General features: G+C 58.4%; 19 protein-coding genes. 5 read left to right on the forward strand and 14 right to left on the reverse strand.

The annotated features are described in order from the left end of the window. Window positions 1–116 precede the first annotated feature (116 nt). Window positions 117–1,034, forward strand: coding sequence for a hypothetical protein (locus EV665_RS28495; RefSeq protein WP_133036722.1), 918 nt, complete (start codon window positions 117–119; stop codon window positions 1,032–1,034). A 53-nt stretch (window positions 1,035–1,087) separates the two neighbouring features. Here EV665_RS28495 and EV665_RS28500 read toward each other — a convergent pair whose 3' ends face one another. From EV665_RS28500 to EV665_RS28560, 12 genes are all read right to left on the reverse strand, one after another. Next, a complete protein-coding gene (locus EV665_RS28500) occupies window positions 1,088–1,297 on the reverse strand; it encodes a hypothetical protein (RefSeq protein ID WP_133036723.1) in 210 nt (69 codons plus the stop codon). A 465-nt stretch (window positions 1,298–1,762) separates the two neighbouring features. Next, entirely contained in the window at window positions 1,763–2,455 is a 693-nt protein-coding gene (locus tag EV665_RS28505) for an ATP-binding cassette domain-containing protein (RefSeq protein WP_133036724.1), read from the reverse strand. Between the two features lie 10 nt (window positions 2,456–2,465). Beyond that, window positions 2,466–3,638, reverse strand: a complete 1,173-nt coding sequence (locus tag EV665_RS28510; RefSeq protein ID WP_133036725.1) for an FtsX-like permease family protein — start codon at window positions 3,636–3,638, stop codon at window positions 2,466–2,468. Further along, window positions 3,635–4,858, reverse strand: coding sequence for an HlyD family efflux transporter periplasmic adaptor subunit (locus EV665_RS28515; protein ID WP_133036726.1), 1,224 nt, complete (start codon window positions 4,856–4,858; stop codon window positions 3,635–3,637). The genes EV665_RS28510 and EV665_RS28515 overlap by 4 nt, the downstream gene beginning before the upstream one ends. A gap of 174 nt (window positions 4,859–5,032) precedes the next feature. Further along, entirely contained in the window at window positions 5,033–6,037 is a 1,005-nt protein-coding gene (cydB, locus tag EV665_RS28525) for a cytochrome d ubiquinol oxidase subunit II (protein ID WP_133036728.1), read from the reverse strand. 3 nt (window positions 6,038–6,040) lie between these two features. Next, a complete protein-coding gene (locus EV665_RS28530) occupies window positions 6,041–7,459 on the reverse strand; it encodes a cytochrome ubiquinol oxidase subunit I (RefSeq protein WP_133036729.1) in 1,419 nt (472 codons plus the stop codon). 75 nt (window positions 7,460–7,534) lie between these two features. After that, entirely contained in the window at window positions 7,535–8,161 is a 627-nt protein-coding gene (locus EV665_RS28535; protein ID WP_133036730.1) for a peroxiredoxin, read from the reverse strand. Between the two features lie 108 nt (window positions 8,162–8,269). Next, window positions 8,270–9,061 carry a sulfite exporter TauE/SafE family protein gene (locus EV665_RS28540; protein WP_133036731.1) on the reverse strand — a complete coding sequence of 264 codons (792 nt, stop codon included), beginning with the start codon at window positions 9,059–9,061 and terminating at the stop codon, window positions 8,270–8,272. A gap of 18 nt (window positions 9,062–9,079) precedes the next feature. Continuing rightward, window positions 9,080–10,756: a bifunctional protein tyrosine phosphatase family protein/NAD(P)/FAD-dependent oxidoreductase gene (locus tag EV665_RS28545; RefSeq protein WP_133036732.1), complete on the reverse strand. Its 1,677-nt coding sequence runs from the start codon at window positions 10,754–10,756 to the stop codon at window positions 9,080–9,082. A 14-nt stretch (window positions 10,757–10,770) separates the two neighbouring features. Further along, the gene (locus EV665_RS28550) at window positions 10,771–11,211 is read right to left on the reverse strand and encodes a YeeE/YedE family protein (RefSeq protein ID WP_133036756.1); all 441 of its coding nucleotides are present in this window, start codon (window positions 11,209–11,211) and stop codon (window positions 10,771–10,773) included. Beyond that, window positions 11,211–11,639 carry a YeeE/YedE family protein gene (locus EV665_RS28555; RefSeq protein WP_133036733.1) on the reverse strand — a complete coding sequence of 143 codons (429 nt, stop codon included), beginning with the start codon at window positions 11,637–11,639 and terminating at the stop codon, window positions 11,211–11,213. The genes EV665_RS28550 and EV665_RS28555 overlap by 1 nt, the downstream gene beginning before the upstream one ends. Before the next feature lie 19 nt (window positions 11,640–11,658). After that, window positions 11,659–12,597, reverse strand: coding sequence for an MBL fold metallo-hydrolase (locus EV665_RS28560; protein ID WP_133036734.1), 939 nt, complete (start codon window positions 12,595–12,597; stop codon window positions 11,659–11,661). A gap of 128 nt (window positions 12,598–12,725) precedes the next feature. Here EV665_RS28560 and EV665_RS28565 point away from each other — a divergent pair, with 128 nt between their 5' ends. From EV665_RS28565 to EV665_RS28580, 4 genes are all read left to right on the forward strand, one after another. Next, window positions 12,726–13,370 (forward strand): peroxiredoxin, encoded by a 645-nt coding sequence (locus EV665_RS28565; protein WP_133036735.1) that lies wholly within the window; start codon window positions 12,726–12,728, stop codon window positions 13,368–13,370. Then, complete coding sequence (locus EV665_RS28570; RefSeq protein ID WP_133036736.1) at window positions 13,367–13,798, forward strand: ArsR/SmtB family transcription factor; 432 nt, start codon at window positions 13,367–13,369, stop codon at window positions 13,796–13,798. Before EV665_RS28565 ends, EV665_RS28570 begins: the two co-directional genes overlap by 4 nt. A gap of 41 nt (window positions 13,799–13,839) precedes the next feature. Continuing rightward, window positions 13,840–14,724, forward strand: coding sequence for an MBL fold metallo-hydrolase (locus tag EV665_RS28575; protein WP_133036737.1), 885 nt, complete (start codon window positions 13,840–13,842; stop codon window positions 14,722–14,724). Between the two features lie 61 nt (window positions 14,725–14,785). After that, the gene (locus EV665_RS28580; protein WP_342636240.1) at window positions 14,786–15,001 is read left to right on the forward strand and encodes a YgaP family membrane protein; all 216 of its coding nucleotides are present in this window, start codon (window positions 14,786–14,788) and stop codon (window positions 14,999–15,001) included. A 261-nt stretch (window positions 15,002–15,262) separates the two neighbouring features. Here EV665_RS28580 and EV665_RS33350 read toward each other — a convergent pair whose 3' ends face one another. Both EV665_RS33350 and EV665_RS33135 read right to left on the reverse strand, forming a co-directional pair. Next, entirely contained in the window at window positions 15,263–15,592 is a 330-nt protein-coding gene (locus EV665_RS33350; protein ID WP_210234695.1) for a CIA30 family protein, read from the reverse strand. After that, on the reverse strand, window positions 15,543–15,818 hold the full coding sequence (locus EV665_RS33135) for a CIA30 family protein (protein ID WP_210234696.1): 276 nt from the start codon (window positions 15,816–15,818) through the stop codon (window positions 15,543–15,545). The genes EV665_RS33350 and EV665_RS33135 overlap by 50 nt, the downstream gene beginning before the upstream one ends. Between the last annotated feature and the right edge of the window lie 45 nt (window positions 15,819–15,863).

Genomic DNA, 15,863 nt, shown 5'->3' on the forward strand with positions numbered 1-15,863 from the left:
AGCGCCACCTGGCGTGAGATCGCGTTGCCGATCCAAGCCTGAAATTCAGGACAAAGAAATGATTGCGTCCTACGTTAGGTTAAGGCGACGCCACCACCGAGAGTCATGCTTCGTTGATGAACTTATTAGAGCTGAGACGTCATTTAAAGGCGCAGTACCTCAGCGTTATTTCTAATTCTCCGTATATCCGTAATGGTTCCCATGTTGTTGAATCTGGATTGGGCGCCATTACAAAGACGCTCGCCTTTCCTCCAGCGTTCCACGATGTCAGGATATGGGCGCTGTTCAATGCCCTGCAGGCGGGTTCATCGGCATATGCACAACGCGAGCTACCTGCGTACCAAGAAGAGAGCGTATTGAACGGAGGTCTTTTCGGTCAGATAGGTGGGATGTCCATTTCTTGGTCGGACGACATTGCCCAGATCATGGCGCCAAAATGCGAAGGTGCTTTCTTCTCTAAGATTGATCTGCAGATCAAAGGACGCGAGCAAAAAACGGGCGGAGACACTGCGGTCTTCATCGAATGGGAGCATGAGGATGGATACGTCCGCACTGTCCCCCTCATATTGCAAGCGAAGCGCTTCTTTGAAGAGCTGTCCGATATATCTCAGAAAAATGGTGACGTTTACCAGTTCCATACGCTGCGAGATTATTCGCTGCCATCGGCCTACATGTTTTTCCAGAACGCAAAAGACCGACGGATCGAAAATCCCTTGCCGCCCTTAGTTGTGTCATCGGCTCACATTCCGATGGCTGATCACCCACGTACCGTCTCTGCACTAACTAACAGTCTCCCGCTCGCGCATTATGTTTTACGTTTGATGGCGGAAGCCTCCGAAGCACATCGTTTCGATTCGCCGGGCGACGCCGTTCGAGCAATGGCAGTCAATGTTAATCCTACTGATTTGATAAACGTGATCGTGCTCTCTACACAAAGGGATGCCGAATACCGCTTCGATCAGGCCTGGGCGGAATACCTGATCGAAAAAGACTATCGAGAAGCTCCAAGGAAGTTTGGTGATTTTGGAGGTTGAGGGCGACACCAAACGCAATCAGCGGCCGTGGGGATTGGTGAAGTGTCGGCTGTTCAGCGGTCGATTTTGAGAACTCTGTCGAGTTCCTGCTTCAGGCTGCCGCCAGCCTCTGCGGTCTCGACGGCAGACTGAAGCTGCTTGGCGCTGTAGAGCCATCCGTGCCGGCAGTGCCCGACAACTCCCTCGAATGGGTATTCCCCAGCGTCTGATAGCGGAGCCGCGTTCTGCAGCGTTTCCAACACATTGATCTCGGAAATGATCATGTTTGCGACAGCTTCGGCGCTTGGCTCCATCGAACGTGATGGCCATTCCATCCTCCTTGTTGGTGCCTTACAAAATTGTGTACGCCGGCCGTGCCTGACGCAAACGCCGGCGGAAATTCATGAATAGGAAAGCGTGTAGTGGTGGTCACGATGCAATCACGCAACGGGGATGAGAACACAGGGCTTTCGTGGTTCGCGCCACATTGTTTCAAAAGACTCCTGTTTGTCCACAATGACACGCGGTCAGATGCCGTCTTGACGGGATTCGCGATGGGCCGCAACGGGAACTAGAGTGAAATGTGTAGGGAGATAACATGTTGTGTATTTATAGAAAAGTTGTGAGAACGCAATGACTTAAGCTTTGCGACGTCGCGCAGCTGGTTCGATTCCGTTCAAGGCGCTCGACCTTAACCTGCGTTTCGAGCCGGCACGGTGAAGCACGAAGGCTTGGCAGATAAGGCTCCGCTACGGTGCTGTGTCGTTGACGATGCGGCCATCCTCGAGCGTCACGATGCGGTCAGCCAGTTCGAGAATTCGGTTGTCATGCGTGACCATGACCGTGGTCGTCCCGCGCACTTGGCCCAGCCGCTTGAGCATCTGGACCACAGTCGCGCCGCTTTCGCGATCAAGGGCTGCCGTGGGTTCGTCGGCAAAGACAATGTCGGGGTTGCCAACCAGCGCGCGGGCGACCGCGACGCGCTGTTTCTGGCCGCCGGAGAGGTTGTCAGGAAGGTAGTCCATCCGGTCGCCAAGGCCCAGCAATGTCAGAATGTGCCGGGCGGCCTTTGCCTGCAGTACGGGGTCTGACCGTCCATGCACCTGCAGGCCCATCAAAACGTTTTGCAGGGCCGTCAGGCTTCCATGCAGGTTGTGCGCCTGAAATATAAACCCTAGTCGGCGCCGCAGCGCTCTTTGGAGGTCCGAGTGCGCACCGTTCAACTCCTGTCCGAGCAGCCTGATCGAGCCATGCTGGACATCGCGCAGGCAGCCTGCGAGGGTCAGCAAGGTGGTCTTGCCAGACCCAGAAGGGCCGACCAGCACAGTCAGCGAGCCGCCCGCGACCTTGAGGTTCACGTCGAAAAGCGCCTGCTTTCGAGCCTCTCCCTTGCCGAACCAATGGTTCAGGCCGTTCACTTTGACGGGAACATCCTCTGTCATATTACGCTCCCTAGAACAGGTCGGCGGGGTCGGCGGCGACCAGCCGACGCGTCGCGATTGCCCCTGATAGCGAGCAGGCGACAACCGTGCCAATGAAGACCGTCACGGCCATGCCGGCGGTCATTGCGAGCGGCAGGGTCGTGGCACTGGCCATTGCCCAAAGCAGCAGACTGGCCACCGCGAGGCCTGGGACAAAGCCCAGCATCCCCAGGACCAGCGCCTGCTCGAAAACAACGCTCAGGAAAAACCCCTGACCGTAACCGATGGCTTTGAAGGTGGCGTATTCACTCAGATGGTCAGCCACATCGGTCGATAACACCTGATAGACGATGACGATGCCCACCAGAACGCCGATGACGACGCCGAAACCGAAGATGATCCCGGTCGGGCGTTTGGTCTGCTGGTAGCTGAGATCCTCAGCTGCGGCCTGCGCGTAACTTCGTATTCGCAGGGATTTGTCTGAAACCAGATCGCGAAGCCGGGCGGCCACCACATCGGGATCGGCGCCGGCTGCCACTTGCAGCAGGATATGGTCCGGAGCGCCGGAACTGCGGGCCGGAAACTGTTGGAGGAATGTCTGGTCCGAGACCATCATGAATCCGTCGCCGCCAAAGCCGCCACCGCCAGCAAACGTGTCATAGAGTGTCAGGGTTATGTTGTTGGCCTCAAACGAAAGCGGGCTTTGCGGCCGGATCGCTGCTGTTTCGTCACGCGGCAGACCGCGCGTGAAGCGGTCGAGAATTCCGGAATTGGGCAGTTGCAACGTGGCTGCCCGTGTTGCCATCTCGGGGGACAGGAAAATAGGCTGCGTTGGATCAATGCCATAGGTGGTCAGGCCCAACGCCTTGTCGGTCCGCTGCCATGTGACAGTGGCAACGAACAGCCCTGTGCCGGCAACGACATCGGGATCGGCCATGGCCTGGTACATCCATTGCCGCGCGACGTTGCTGCCTTCCGTCATCGAATTGGCGTCCGAGGCGGAAATCATAATGTCAGCCTGAAAGAAGCCATAGGGCTTCAAGGTGGCGGTCGCCATGGAGTTCATGATGCCGAGCTGCACAAAGACCAGCACGTTGGCGAAGGCCACGCCGGCGAGGGCGGCTGCAAATCGGGTTCGGTTGTGTGTCAGTTGCAACCAGCCGATGGGAAGCCGACCGAACAGGGCCTGAAGCAGCAGGCTCATGGTTGCGCCGATGCCTGGTTGTCGGTGTCGATGCGGGCGATGACTTCGAGATTGGTGAAGCGCGCGGCTATGGTGGATGAGGCCTCATCAAGCTCCACCATGACCCGGATCACCCTTGCATCGGTGTTGGCCGCTGTGTCGTCCGACAACAGGCCTTGCCGTCCGACTGTCAGTCCAATCGTGGCAACCCGGCCCTGCAGGGTGCGGTTCAGGGCTGTCGCCACCAGTTCGACCGGTTGCCCAATCTCTACGAGCGAGATGCGGTCCTGGTAAATCTCGGCCTCTGCCATCATCCGGCTTGTGTCACCCATTTCCATGAGACCTTCAGTGGGTGGCCGCTGTCCCGGCCTTGCATGGATGTTGAGCACTGTGCCGCTGATCGGCGCGACAACGGCAGAGCGAACGAGATCATTTCGAGCCCGCGCCAACTCGGCCTCCGCCGCCTCCAGATTGCGGCTGGCCACGATGACATCGGGCTGGTCCTCCACCTTGGCGGATGCATAGCGGGCAAGCGTCGCCTCGGCCTTTTCGACAGCAGCAGTGGCCTGACGTTCAGCAGCAATTGCCGTGTCCAGGGCGGACTGAGTGGTGACGCCGTGGGCGGATAGATCGTTGGTTCGTGACAGGCTCGCTGTCGCCTCTGACGCAACCGCACGCGCCTGCGCCAGGCTGGCGAGCGCCTCGTTGCGACTGTTTGCGACAACGGCGCGGGTTTGCACCAGCGACGCCTGCCGCACAGCGAGATTGGCCTCGGCTAGAAGTATAGCGCTTTCCAATTGCGCCTGGTTGTCCAGGCGAGCCACCATGGCGCCTCGCGTCACGACGTCCCCTTCGGTCACGAGAACTTCAGCTACGCGCGCATCGCCGGCTCCATAGGGAGGTGCAACATAGGATATGTCTCCCCGCGGCATCAGTCGCGCCAGCCCAACGACATCCGAGGCGCGCATGGTTTCCGCCATGTCTTTTGGAAGTATGATCTCCGGCGGAAGCGCAATGGGCGAAGCTGATCCAGCGCCTGGCTGCAAGCCAGTCAATGCGTAGAACTTCTGCAACGGAGGCGGTTGGAAATACATCCCGATCACCGCACCGGAAAACATCAGGGCTGGCACCAGAAGCACCAACAAGTAGCGGGCACGGAAGCGAAGCCTCCAAGGCGCCGAGGCTGCCGATTTCTTCACGCCGAACTCCAGTGGCAGATCAGTGTCGGGTCCTTCGGTCATTTATCCTCTGATCTGTCGCGAACGACGAAAGCCTGCGTAAATGCATTTACTTGTGCGCTGTTTTTAAACCTGCCTCCGTAATTTACAGCAGGGCGGATCGGATGAGGAACGCGATCGTCCCTATCGACGCAATTCCGGCGAGGTAAAGCCCCGCAAACCAAAGCCAGCGACGCATTAATGATAACCGTCGCCATGTCGGACCTTGCCGCGGAACACCCAGTAGGAGTAGCCGGTGTAGGCCAGAATCATTGGAATCAGGACGGCTGCGCCGACCAGAAGAAACAGCAGGGAACTGTCAGGTGCTGCAGCCTCCGCGATCGTCAGCCCAGGTGGGACAAGATTGGGGTAGAAGCTGACGCCCAGACCGGCAAAGGACAGAACGAAGATCGCCACCGTCGCCAGAAACGGGCGCAGATGGTTGTGGTTTCGTAGTCCTGTCCAAAGTTGCCAGCTCGCCAGAGCCAGCAGTATGGGCACGACCGCGCTCCACAAGCCGGAGGGCCAGCCGAACCAGCGCGCGAGATACTCGGGCCGCAAGAATGGCGTTGCAAGGCTGACAAGCCCAATCAATGCGACCAGTGCAATGCCAAGAGGTACAGCGAACCGCCGGGCACGCACAAGGGTTTCGCCTTCGGTTTTGAGGATTAGCCATGTGGCACCCAGCATGGCGTATCCCACAACAACCGCCAGCGCCGTCAGTCCGGAGAAGGGTGTCAGCCAATCCCAGTTGCCGCCGCTATAGGCTCGTCCGGTGACCGCGATTCCCTGCACCAGCGCACCAAGCGCCATGCCCTGCGCTATTGTCGCAATCAGCGAACCCGCCCAGAAACCCAGCTCCCAGAAGCCCTGCATCCGTTTTGTCCGGTGTACGAATTCGAAAGCTACGCCGCGAAAGATCAGGCCAAGCAGCATCGCGATAATCAGCGGATAGAGCGCTGGCATGACAATCGCATAGGCAAGAGGAAAGACTGCAAACAGCCCTCCGCCGCCCAGCACCAGCCATGTTTCGTTGCCGTCCCAGACTGGCGCGATTGTGTTCATTGCCAGATGGCGCTCGTCCCGATCCTTGAGAAACGGAAAGAGAATGCCGATGCCCAAATCGAAGCCGTCCAAAAGCACATAGGCGAGTACGGCAAAGGCGATCAGCCCGGCCCAGATGAACGAAAGGTCGATGACCATGGTTTATTCTCCCTTCGTCAGATGAGGGGCGGTCGGATTGGCGACAATGGGTGTGATGCCGGCTGTACGCGTCGGGCCGATGTCGTCGATATCGATGCGGTCTCGCGGCCGTTTGCTCATCAGGCGAAGGACGTAGAATGTCCCTGAACCGAACACCAGGAAGTAGACAATGATAAAGGCCATGAGCGAGATGCCGACAGCTTCGGCCTGCAGCGGCGCTGCGCTCTCTCCCGTGCGCAACAGTCCGTAGACTGTAAAAGGCTGTCGCCCAACCTCGGTGGTTATCCAGCCGCAAAGGACGGCCAGAAACCCAGACGGTCCCATCAGTACGGCAGCACGGTGCAGCCACGGCATGTCAAACAACTGCCCTTTCCACCGTCCCCACGCCGACCACAGGCCGATCCCCAACATGGCAAAGCCGATGGCGACCATGATGCGAAAGGTCCAGAAGACCATCGCGGATTTGGGGCGTTCGCCTGCAGGAAAGGCGTCCAGGCCCTTGATCGGCGTATCGAGGCTATGCGTTAGGATGAGAGATCCGAGCAGCGGTATCTCCACCTTGTAGCGCGTCACGCCTGCTGCATCGTCGGGGAGGCCAAACAGGATCAACGGCGCCCGGCCCTCGGGGAAACTCTCGTAGTGGCCTTCCATCGCAGCGATTTTGGCCGGCTGGTATTCCAGCGTGTTAACGCCATGCATGTCACCGGCGATGATCTGGATCGGCGTGACGATCAACGCCATCCACATAGCCATCGAGAACATAATCGCCGCACCCCGGCTTTCGCGACTGCGTAGCAGGTGCCAAGCACCGACCGCACCAACGACAAATGCAGTCGTCAGATAGGCCGCCAAAACCATATGCGCCAAACGGTAAGGAAAGGATGGATTGAAGATAATCGCCCACCAGTCCTCGGGCACGAACTGACCGACGTCATTGATCGAGAAACCCTGCGGGGTTTGCATCCAGCTGTTGACGCTGAGGATCCAGAAGGCGGAGAATAGGGTGCCGATGGCAACGATGGCCGTGGCTGCCATATGCAGCTTTTCGCCAACCCGTTCTCGCCCGAACAACATGATACCGAGAAAGCCGGCTTCCAGGAAAAAGGCCGACAGTACTTCGTAGCCCATCAAGGGTCCGATAACTGGGCCCGTCTTGTCGGAAAACACCGACCAGTTCGTGCCAAACTGGTAGGACATCACGATGCCTGAGACCACGCCCATGCCGAAGACGACTGCGAAGATTGTTTTCCAATAGTCGAAGAGCCGGAGATAGGTCTCGTCCCTGCGCCATAACCAGAGGCCATTCAGCACAGCGAGAAAACTCGCAAGGCCGATGGAAAAGGCCGGAAAAATGATATGAGCCGAAATAGTGAAGGCGAACTGGAATCTGGCCAGGTCGATTGCAGAGATGTCGCCGAACATGAAGGGTGCCTCGGTTCAGAATTGGGACACCCCCCTACCCGCTGAATTTGGGGTAGGGGGCGTGGCGTCAGTCGCTCAGAGTTTCGTGGTTCGCAGATAAGGTCGGACTTCCGTCCATCCCTGTGGAAAAAGGTTCTTGGCTTCGTCGTCACCGATCGATGTCGGGATGATGACAGTCCCGCCGGGCAACCAGTCAGCGGGGGTGGCGATCCTGCCTGAATCGCCTGCTTGCAACGCGTCAATCACCCTCAGTATCTCGTCGAAGTTGCGCCCGACGCTCATTGGATAGGTCATCGTCAGGCGAATTTTTTTGTTGGGGTCGATTATGAACACCGACCGGACGGCGGCCGTTTCGCTTTGATTGGCATGAATCATCTCGTACAGCCGTGCAACGGTTCGGTCGGGATCAGCGACGATCGGGAATTTGACCGTCGTGTTCTGGGTGTCATTGACATCTTCGATCCAGGTCAGATGCTCTTCGACACCGTCCGTCGACAGGCCAAGTGGCTTGACGTGGCGCATGGCAAATTCCTCGGCGAGCTGCGCGGTGCGACCTATCTCAGTCGTGCAGACAGGAGTGAAGTCGCCGGGATGGCTGAAGAAGAATACCCAGTCACCACCAATCCATTCGTGAAAATCGATCGTTCCGGTCGTGGTGTCAGCCGTAAAATTCGGTGCAACGTCGCCAATATGAATACTCATGAGATTGTCTCCTGTAAGGATTGCGCCCGACTGGGCCGTTTAGAAAGACGCGCCGCTGGATGCGAACCAGACCAGCTGCGCCTGAAAGGAAATGCAGCGTATCCGGGTTCACGCAGGTAAAAATTGGCCTGCGCTGCGGTACAGCATGTAAGCAGCAACCACAAAAATAAGGGCCGCAAAGAGGGTGTTGAGCATCCCCTTGCGGGCAGACAGCCGTTTGGCGGAATAGGCGCCGACCAGCCCACCGAGCACGCCGCCACCGATAAAGATTGCGGCAAGCAACCAGTCGACATAGCCAGACAGCGCATAGTTGAGCGCCGTCGTCAGTCCGAAGGCCGTCACGGCCACAAGCGATGAGCCGATGGCATAGAGGATCGGCATGCCGGTAGAGGCGATCAATCCCGGCACGATCAGGAAGCCGCCGCCGATTCCAAAAAAGCCGGAAAAAATGCCCGTCAGGCCACCAAAGCCCGCGACCTTGTGAATGTTTTCGCGTGAACACTGAGCGCCCGGGTTTCCGACAGCGCCGCGCTTGCGAAACATCAGCACACCAACCACAAGCATCAGCACGGCGAACAGAACGAGCAGTTTTTGCCCGTCTATCATCTTGCCGAAACTTGAGCCGATCAGAGCACCGAAAATGCCCGCGACGCTGTAGATCCCGGCGCAGCGCCATTTGACATTGCCGAGCCTTGCATGACCAATCAAGTTGGCAAAGGCATTGGCGGCAACCGCGAACGCGCTTGTACCAATTGCTATATGTGCGCTCGGTACCCCGACGACATAGACCATCAGGGGGACGGCGAGAATCGACCCACCGCCTCCGAACATGCCGAGCGTGAAGCCCACAAGGCTGCCGGAGAAAGCGCCGAGACCGTATTGTATCGGTTCCAGGATCATAGCTGTTTCCTGCCGCCCTCAGGCGGCGTTCTCTTTGAGATCGGGAGAAACCAGCCATTCCCGGCCCTTGAGCATGCCGTGCCAATAGATTGGCGGCAGGGCTTCGGACTTCAGGTACCAGGCAAGGCTCGACGGTTTTGTGCCGTCTATCACCCATGTAGGGAAGGTCGGCATGAGCTTTCCGCCATACCCGAACTCGGCGAGAACGATCTTGCCGCGTTCGACCGTCAAAGGGCAGGAGCCATAGCCGTCATAGACGGCAGGAAGGGCACGACCGTCAAGGACAGCGAGCACATTTTCCGCGACAACCGGCGCTTGCTTGCGTGCGGCGGCGGCAGTCTTTGCGTTCGATGTGCCGGCCGCATCTCCCAGGGAGAACACATTGGCGTAACGCTTGTGCTGGAGGCTCGTTTCATCGACCTCGATCCAGCCAGCCTGATTGGCGAGCGGGCTGGAGCGGACGAAGTCGGGGGCGATCTGGGGCGGGCACACATGGATCATGTCAAAGCCGCGCGTCTCTTCGACGACGGTTCCGTCTGCTTCGGTTCGGGTAAAGCGGGCTTCCTTTTGGGATCCGTCGACAGAAACAAGCTTCGAGCCGAAGTTCAGGTCGACGCGGTATTTCCGCACATATTCCATCAGCGCGGGCACGTATTCATTCACCCCGAAGAGCACAGGCCCGGCATTGTGGAATTCGATCGAGATGTCGTTGATGCGCCCCTTACGGAACCAGTGGTCGCCGGACAGATACATCGCCTTCTGCGGCGCGCCGGCGCATTTGATCGGCATTGGCGGCTGGGTGAACAGTGCCTTTCCGCCTTTCAGATTCTGGACGAGTGACCAGGTGTAGGGGGCTGTGTCAAAACGGTAGTTGGACGTGACGCCGTTGCGGCCGAGTGTCTCTTCCAGTCCTTCGATGGCGGACCAGTTCAGCTTGATGCCGGGAGCTGCCACCAGCATCCGATAGTTGATGCGTCGGCCGTCAGCGAGGATGATGTTGTCATGTTCTGGATCGAATTCGGCGACCGCACTCTTCTCCCATTTTACTCCTTGCGGAATGAGATCGGCCATCGCTCGTACGGTGTCTTCCGGTTTGAAGATGCCGCCACCGACCATTGTCCAACCTGGCTGATAAGTATGGCGATCTGAGGGGTCGACCAGAATGATGCTGAGGCATTTGCGGCGCTTGAGCAGGCTGGCTGCCGTTGCAATGCCGGCGGCACCTGCTCCGACAACGAGGACGTCGCATGCCGAGGATATCTTCTGATCGGGCAAGGCTACTTGCGGTTTGAGACGCGGGCGAATTTGCTCGAGATCATAACCCGCTGACTTTGTCGCGGCCAGAACGGTGTCAGAGCCTTCCGTCGCGGCCTGCGAGAGGGCCCAGAGCATGGCTGCGCGCGTTCCGGAGCGGCAGAAAGCCAGAACAGGCTTTGGCAGATCCTTCATCGCCTCGGCAAACAGCGCGATGTCGCGCTCACCTATATCCGAAGCAACCACGGGGATGTGACGGAATTCCAGGCCCGACCCCTCGGCAGCAATGCACACAGCATCTGCGTCGGGCTGGTCATTCTCCTCCTTGTCCGGTCGATCTGAAATGATCGATTTGAAGCCTAGACGTGCGAGTTCGTTGGTGTCTTCGAGCCGGATCTGCGGCGAGACACTTATCTCGTCGGTGAGTTTGCGGATTTCCATTGGGCGTTCCTCCTTCAGTGCGCCTGCGCCGCGGCGCTCTGCCGGGACGAGACGATGCGATAGGCAAACATGCCAGCGAGCATGGCTGCGACGAACAGTACCGCCTCCCAGCGGCCAGTAACGAGAGATGCAATCGCAGGGCCCGGGCAAAGTCCGACTAGGCCCCATCCCAAGCCAAACAGCACGGCGCCTGCCACAAGCGGACGGTCGATCATGCGGTTTTTCGGCACGTGGAACTGCGCTTCAAAGACCGGCTTGCTGCGCTGACGGCTGATCGCATAGGCGATCGATGACGGGATCAATGCTCCGCCCATGACGAAGGCGAGCGATGGGTCCCAGGCGCCGGTGACATCAAGAAAGGCCAGGACACGGGCGGGGTTGACCATGTCGGACACGACAAGCCCGATACCAAACAGAAGCCCGCAGGCGATGGAGACAAGAATGCGCTGGGTCATCATGCCGCTCCCATCACATGCCGGGTGATGTAAACCGTGACGGCTGCCACGATCATGAATGTTGCTGTCGCGGCAAGCGAACGCGGCGACAGACGTGCCAGCCCGCAAACGCCGTGGCCGCTGGTGCAGCCGGAGCCGAGCCGTGTCCCGAAACCGACAAGAAGTCCGCCAAGGACCAGAAGGACAGGCGAAGCGGTGATGGTGAACGCGGCCTGCTCCATGTAGGCAAAGGCAACGGCGGCGCCGCCTAGAATGCCCGCGAGGAAGCCGAGCCCCAGCGGATTGATACCACCACCGGTCCATCCGATCGCCGAGGCGGCAAGCCCGGAGATACCGGCGATACGGCCGTTCAGCAACAGGTAGAGCGCGGCGGAAAGGCCGATGAGCAGGCCGCCGGACAGCGGCCAGACAAAGCTGAGATCAGACATTGCGTTTTTCCTTCGCGCTCTACAGGGCGTTGACCGGTATCTTCAGATACTGGATGCCGTTGTCGTCGGCCGGTGGCAGTTGACCGGCACGCATGTTGACCTGGACGGACGGCAGGATCAGCCTTGGCATACCGAGTGTCGCATCCCGTGCGTTTCGCATCGTCACGAATTCGTCTTCCGTGACGCCGTCATGCACGTGCACATTGCTGGTGCGCTCCGCCCCGACCGTGGTTTCCCAGGCGTAATCGTCGCGGCCCGGCGCCTTGTAATCGTGGCACAGAAACATCCGTGCCGGATCGGGCAGCTGGGTCAGTCTCTTGATCGAGCGATACAGGGTGCGGGCATCGCCGCCTGGAAAGTCGCATCGCGCCGTGCCGTAGTCCGGCATGAAGAGCGTGTCGCCCGGAAAGACAGCGTCGCCTACGACATAGGCCAGGCAGGCCGGTGTGTGGCCAGGTACATGCAGGACTGTGGCATCAAGATTTCCGATCTTGAACCGATCGCCATCCAGAAAAAGATGATCGAACTGGCTTCCATCCCGTTGGAATTCGGTGCCGGCATTGAAGATCTTACCGAAGACTTCCTGTACCCGGATGATTTCGCGGCCAATCGCGAGCTGGCCGCCAAGTTCGGCCTGAAGCAGCGGTGCCGCGGACAGGTGGTCCGCATGCGCGTGCGTCTCAAGCAGCCACTGGACTTCAAGACTTTCGGATTTAATGTAATTGATGAGATCCTGGGCGGATGTGTTCATCGTTCGTCCGGAGGCCGGATCGTAGTCGAGAACGCTGTCAATGATGGCACAGGCATGGGAGCTCGGATCGCGCACGACGTGGCTGATTGTGAAGGTCGCGGGGTCAAAGAATGACCTGACCAGCGGGCATTTCATTGGGTTGGCCAAGGCTTGCGTGACAATGTCGCCAGCGTGGAGAAGTTCGGTATCGCTTGTTGTGTCGGGCATGTTGCTCTCCTGTCGATACCGTTAAAATACATATTTACAATAACAATGCAACTGTGTATTTGTGGTGACAAGACCCGCTGCCGCCCGATATAGCCAAAGCTTGTTTGGAAGACGAAAACGGAGTGACGATGGACACGACAAATTCGAAGCATGATCCGGTGGCGGCGATCCGTATCAATGAACGCGCGCCTGGGTTCGTGGCCCGTTCAACGGCAGGAGAGGTAGCGCTCTCGGGCTACAAGGGGCGCTGGCTATTGTTCTTTTCGCATCCGGCCGACTTCACGTCGGTTTGCACGAGCGAATTCATCGCTCTTGCTCGGGCGCAGTCACGGTTCGCACAGCTGAATTGCGATCTTCTCGGCCTGTCGGTCGACAGTCTATACTCTCACGTCGCCTGGTTGCGGGACATCGAACAGAGTTTCGGCGTCAAGGTGACGTTTCCGCTCATCGAGGATTCGGCGATGGTGATTGCCAAAGCCTACGGCATGCTCGACAGTGCCTCGGAGAACAGCGGGACCGTAAGGGCGACCTACGTCATCGATCCCGAGGGCATTGTGCGTGCCGTCGTCTGGTACCCGATGAATGTTGGTCGGTCCGTCGAGGAGTTGTTGCGTCTCGTCGAGGCATTGCAGACGTCGGAGCGCGAGTGCGCGCTGACGCCTGAGGGCTGGCGCGCGGGTGATCCGCTGGTTGAGCCGGCGGCTTCCTCTCTGGAAGAGGCCGGGCAAACCGCCGACGGCCAGTCCTGGTACTACCGGGAGCGGCGCGCATGAGCACCGTTCCCGTCACGCCAGAAACAATGCAGGAAAAGGCGGGTGATGCGGCTGAATTCATGCGCCTGTTCAGTACGCCCGGCCGCCTGATGCTCCTGTGCCATATTGCCCAAAAGGAACGGTCCGTTGGCGAAATTCAGGAGGATCTCGATTTCAAGCAACCGGCTCTTTCCCAACAACTGGCTGAGCTCCGGCAGGCGGGTGTTGTGCAGACCCGGCGGGAATCCCGGCAGATCTATTACTCTATAGCCGATGGTCGGGTGAGCGTCGTTATGGACATGCTGATGCAGATGTTTTGCGGAGCTTCACCCGGTCCCGCTGCAAATTCCCACGTCCCACCAAAGGTCATAGAGTCCCCCAAGCGGTCGAACGCAACCAGCTTTCAGGGCGAAATGGCGCGGTGGGCGCGGCTCGAGCGTGCCGAGTAAACTTTAAAGTCTGGCAGAGTGCCGCGGAGTCAGGAGTTCCAATGTCAAAACCAATTGTAAAATCGTTCTGGGACAAGCCGACCGGAAGCTGGCAATATGTGTTCCATGATGCCGAAACGATGAAAGGTGCGATCATCGATCCTGTTTTGGGTTACGACATCCTTTCAGGTGCAACCAGCACATCGCGCGCCGATGACATGCTCGCCTATGTCAGGGACGCCGGGATCGAGATTGTCTGGATACTGGACACGCATCCTCACGCCGATCACTTTTCCGCCGCACCCTATCTGAAGCAAATGCTTGGTGCGCCGACAGCTATCGGTGAGCAGGTTACGAAGGTCCAAGCTTTGTGGAAAGACATATACAATCTCGGTGACGAGTTTCAGCCGGATGGCTCCCATTGGGATCGCTTGTTTGCCGATGGGGAGGTATTTCATGTCGGGAACTTGCCCGTGACCGTTTTCTTTTCGCCGGGCCATACGATGGCATCGATCACCTATGTCGCGGGCGATGCCGCCTTCGTCCACGACACCCTGATGATGCCCGACAGCGGTTCGAGCAGGGCGGATTTCCCCGGTGGAAATTCCCGTCAGCTCTATCGCAGTGTCCGGCGAATTCTCGATCTTCCACCGGAGACGCGGGTCTTCGTTGGTCACGATTATGCTCCGGGCGGCCGTATGCCATCCTGCGAGGCAAGCGTTGCCGAGCATCTCGCTTCGAACAAGCATTTCGCCGGGCTACCGTTGGAGGATGACTTCGTCAGCGTTCGCGACGCGCGCGATGCAACGCTGCCACTGCCCAAACTGATGCTCGCTGCCCTACAGGTCAACATCCGCGGGGGACGGCTGCCGGCCCCTGAGGCGAATGGCAGATCCTATCTCAAAATTCCTGTCGGCTACTTCGAACCACGCAGCGAAGACGCTTAGCAGATACAGTCCCAGGCGCAGCAAAGGTGCCCGGGAACCATTCAACTCCTTGGAGGACATCATGAAAAATGTAGGCTCGATCGACCGCACACTTCGCTTTATCCTAGGCGCGATACTGATTGCGCTACCTCTTCTGACAAACGTCTTCGCAGGCTGGGGATCGTGGCAATATGCCGTATCGCTCATCGGTGCCGTGCTCGTGCTGACGGCAGCTTTTCGCTTTTGCCCCGCCTACACTCTGTTGGGCATCCGGACATGTAAACTTCCAAACACCTGATAGTCTTTACGGTTCAAGACCTCCCGTCTGAGGATGGCACGACGAGAACCAGCTTGGATAGCTATCAAGAAAAGTGCCTAGGCGTCCTGGGCACTCCTTAACCTTGCAGAGCGCGAGCGCCGACGGGCGATTTGAACATACTTTGCCTCTGGGGCGGAGATCGCCCTGGAAAATGGGAGCCCGATAGGGGCAGACCATTTGTTCGGCAGATTTGATTGACCGCGTTCATCCTGCGGCTGATCGCCCTGAAGGCAGCGCTGCTCAGTAGAAACCCAGCTCTTGTACGCTGATATCAGCGTCATGGTTGCGACCATAGGCAACGATCCCCACCGATGTGAGGCCCTCTGCACGCGGAACGTCGCGCAATAGTGGACCGGAGGGGGCAAAGTCGGTGAAAGGAAGCCGGACTTCGGTCCAACTACCGTTTACCTCAAACCCGGCCTGGTAGTATTGCCAAGGCAGGATCGTGCCTCTGGTGCGTAGATGAACGAAATAGCGTTGATCATTGCCGCGTATAATCAAGCGGATGCCGACCGTTCCTTCAGGCGGAGTGTCGACGAGGGTCCATTTGCATCTGGATGAAGCCGCCATTGTTTTCGAGACTGACGCGCCCAGTCATTTGCGCATGCGTGCGCCCGTTTTCCGCAACGAAGCGCATCTGGCCCGACGAAGCACCTCCCATGACGGTATCTGTAAAGAACCGCCAGCGCGTTTCTGGTTGAAGTTTGAAATCCTCCATCATCACCTCACTCGCGAGCGTTTGCGAAACACCCCACAGCGCAAAAATCGCCACTGTGGCAAGACTTTTGAAACGCATCTGTTCTACCTTCTGGGGTTGAAGGCCAACTTGCTTTGGAGCTCA

It is taken from the genome of Shinella granuli (assembly GCF_004341885.1).
Lineage (GTDB): Bacteria > Pseudomonadota > Alphaproteobacteria > Rhizobiales > Rhizobiaceae > Shinella > Shinella granuli.

Excerpts from the sequence above, each read along its gene's own strand:
- EV665_RS28495 (WP_133036722.1), top strand. The coding sequence starts at position 117 with ATGAACTTATTAGAGCTGAGACGTCATTTAAAGGCGCAGTACCTCAGC.
- EV665_RS28500 (WP_133036723.1), bottom strand. The coding sequence starts at position 1,297 with ATGATCATTTCCGAGATCAATGTGTTGGAAACGCTGCAGAACGCGGCT.
- EV665_RS28505 (WP_133036724.1), bottom strand. The coding sequence starts at position 2,455 with ATGACAGAGGATGTTCCCGTCAAAGTGAACGGCCTGAACCATTGGTTC.
- EV665_RS28510 (WP_133036725.1), bottom strand. The coding sequence starts at position 3,638 with ATGAGCCTGCTGCTTCAGGCCCTGTTCGGTCGGCTTCCCATCGGCTGG.
- EV665_RS28515 (WP_133036726.1), bottom strand. The coding sequence starts at position 4,858 with ATGACCGAAGGACCCGACACTGATCTGCCACTGGAGTTCGGCGTGAAG.
- cydB (WP_133036728.1), bottom strand. The coding sequence starts at position 6,037 with ATGGTCATCGACCTTTCGTTCATCTGGGCCGGGCTGATCGCCTTTGCC.
- EV665_RS28530 (WP_133036729.1), bottom strand. The coding sequence starts at position 7,459 with ATGTTCGGCGACATCTCTGCAATCGACCTGGCCAGATTCCAGTTCGCC.
- EV665_RS28535 (WP_133036730.1), bottom strand. The coding sequence starts at position 8,161 with ATGAGTATTCATATTGGCGACGTTGCACCGAATTTTACGGCTGACACC.
- EV665_RS28540 (WP_133036731.1), bottom strand. The coding sequence starts at position 9,061 with ATGATCCTGGAACCGATACAATACGGTCTCGGCGCTTTCTCCGGCAGC.
- EV665_RS28545 (WP_133036732.1), bottom strand. The coding sequence starts at position 10,756 with ATGGAAATCCGCAAACTCACCGACGAGATAAGTGTCTCGCCGCAGATC.
- EV665_RS28550 (WP_133036756.1), bottom strand. The coding sequence starts at position 11,211 with ATGACCCAGCGCATTCTTGTCTCCATCGCCTGCGGGCTTCTGTTTGGT.
- EV665_RS28555 (WP_133036733.1), bottom strand. The coding sequence starts at position 11,639 with ATGTCTGATCTCAGCTTTGTCTGGCCGCTGTCCGGCGGCCTGCTCATC.
- EV665_RS28560 (WP_133036734.1), bottom strand. The coding sequence starts at position 12,597 with ATGCCCGACACAACAAGCGATACCGAACTTCTCCACGCTGGCGACATT.
- EV665_RS28565 (WP_133036735.1), top strand. The coding sequence starts at position 12,726 with ATGGACACGACAAATTCGAAGCATGATCCGGTGGCGGCGATCCGTATC.
- EV665_RS28570 (WP_133036736.1), top strand. The coding sequence starts at position 13,367 with ATGAGCACCGTTCCCGTCACGCCAGAAACAATGCAGGAAAAGGCGGGT.
- EV665_RS28575 (WP_133036737.1), top strand. The coding sequence starts at position 13,840 with ATGTCAAAACCAATTGTAAAATCGTTCTGGGACAAGCCGACCGGAAGC.
- EV665_RS28580 (WP_342636240.1), top strand. The coding sequence starts at position 14,786 with ATGAAAAATGTAGGCTCGATCGACCGCACACTTCGCTTTATCCTAGGC.
- EV665_RS33350 (WP_210234695.1), bottom strand. The coding sequence starts at position 15,592 with ATGGCGGCTTCATCCAGATGCAAATGGACCCTCGTCGACACTCCGCCT.
- EV665_RS33135 (WP_210234696.1), bottom strand. The coding sequence starts at position 15,818 with ATGCGTTTCAAAAGTCTTGCCACAGTGGCGATTTTTGCGCTGTGGGGT.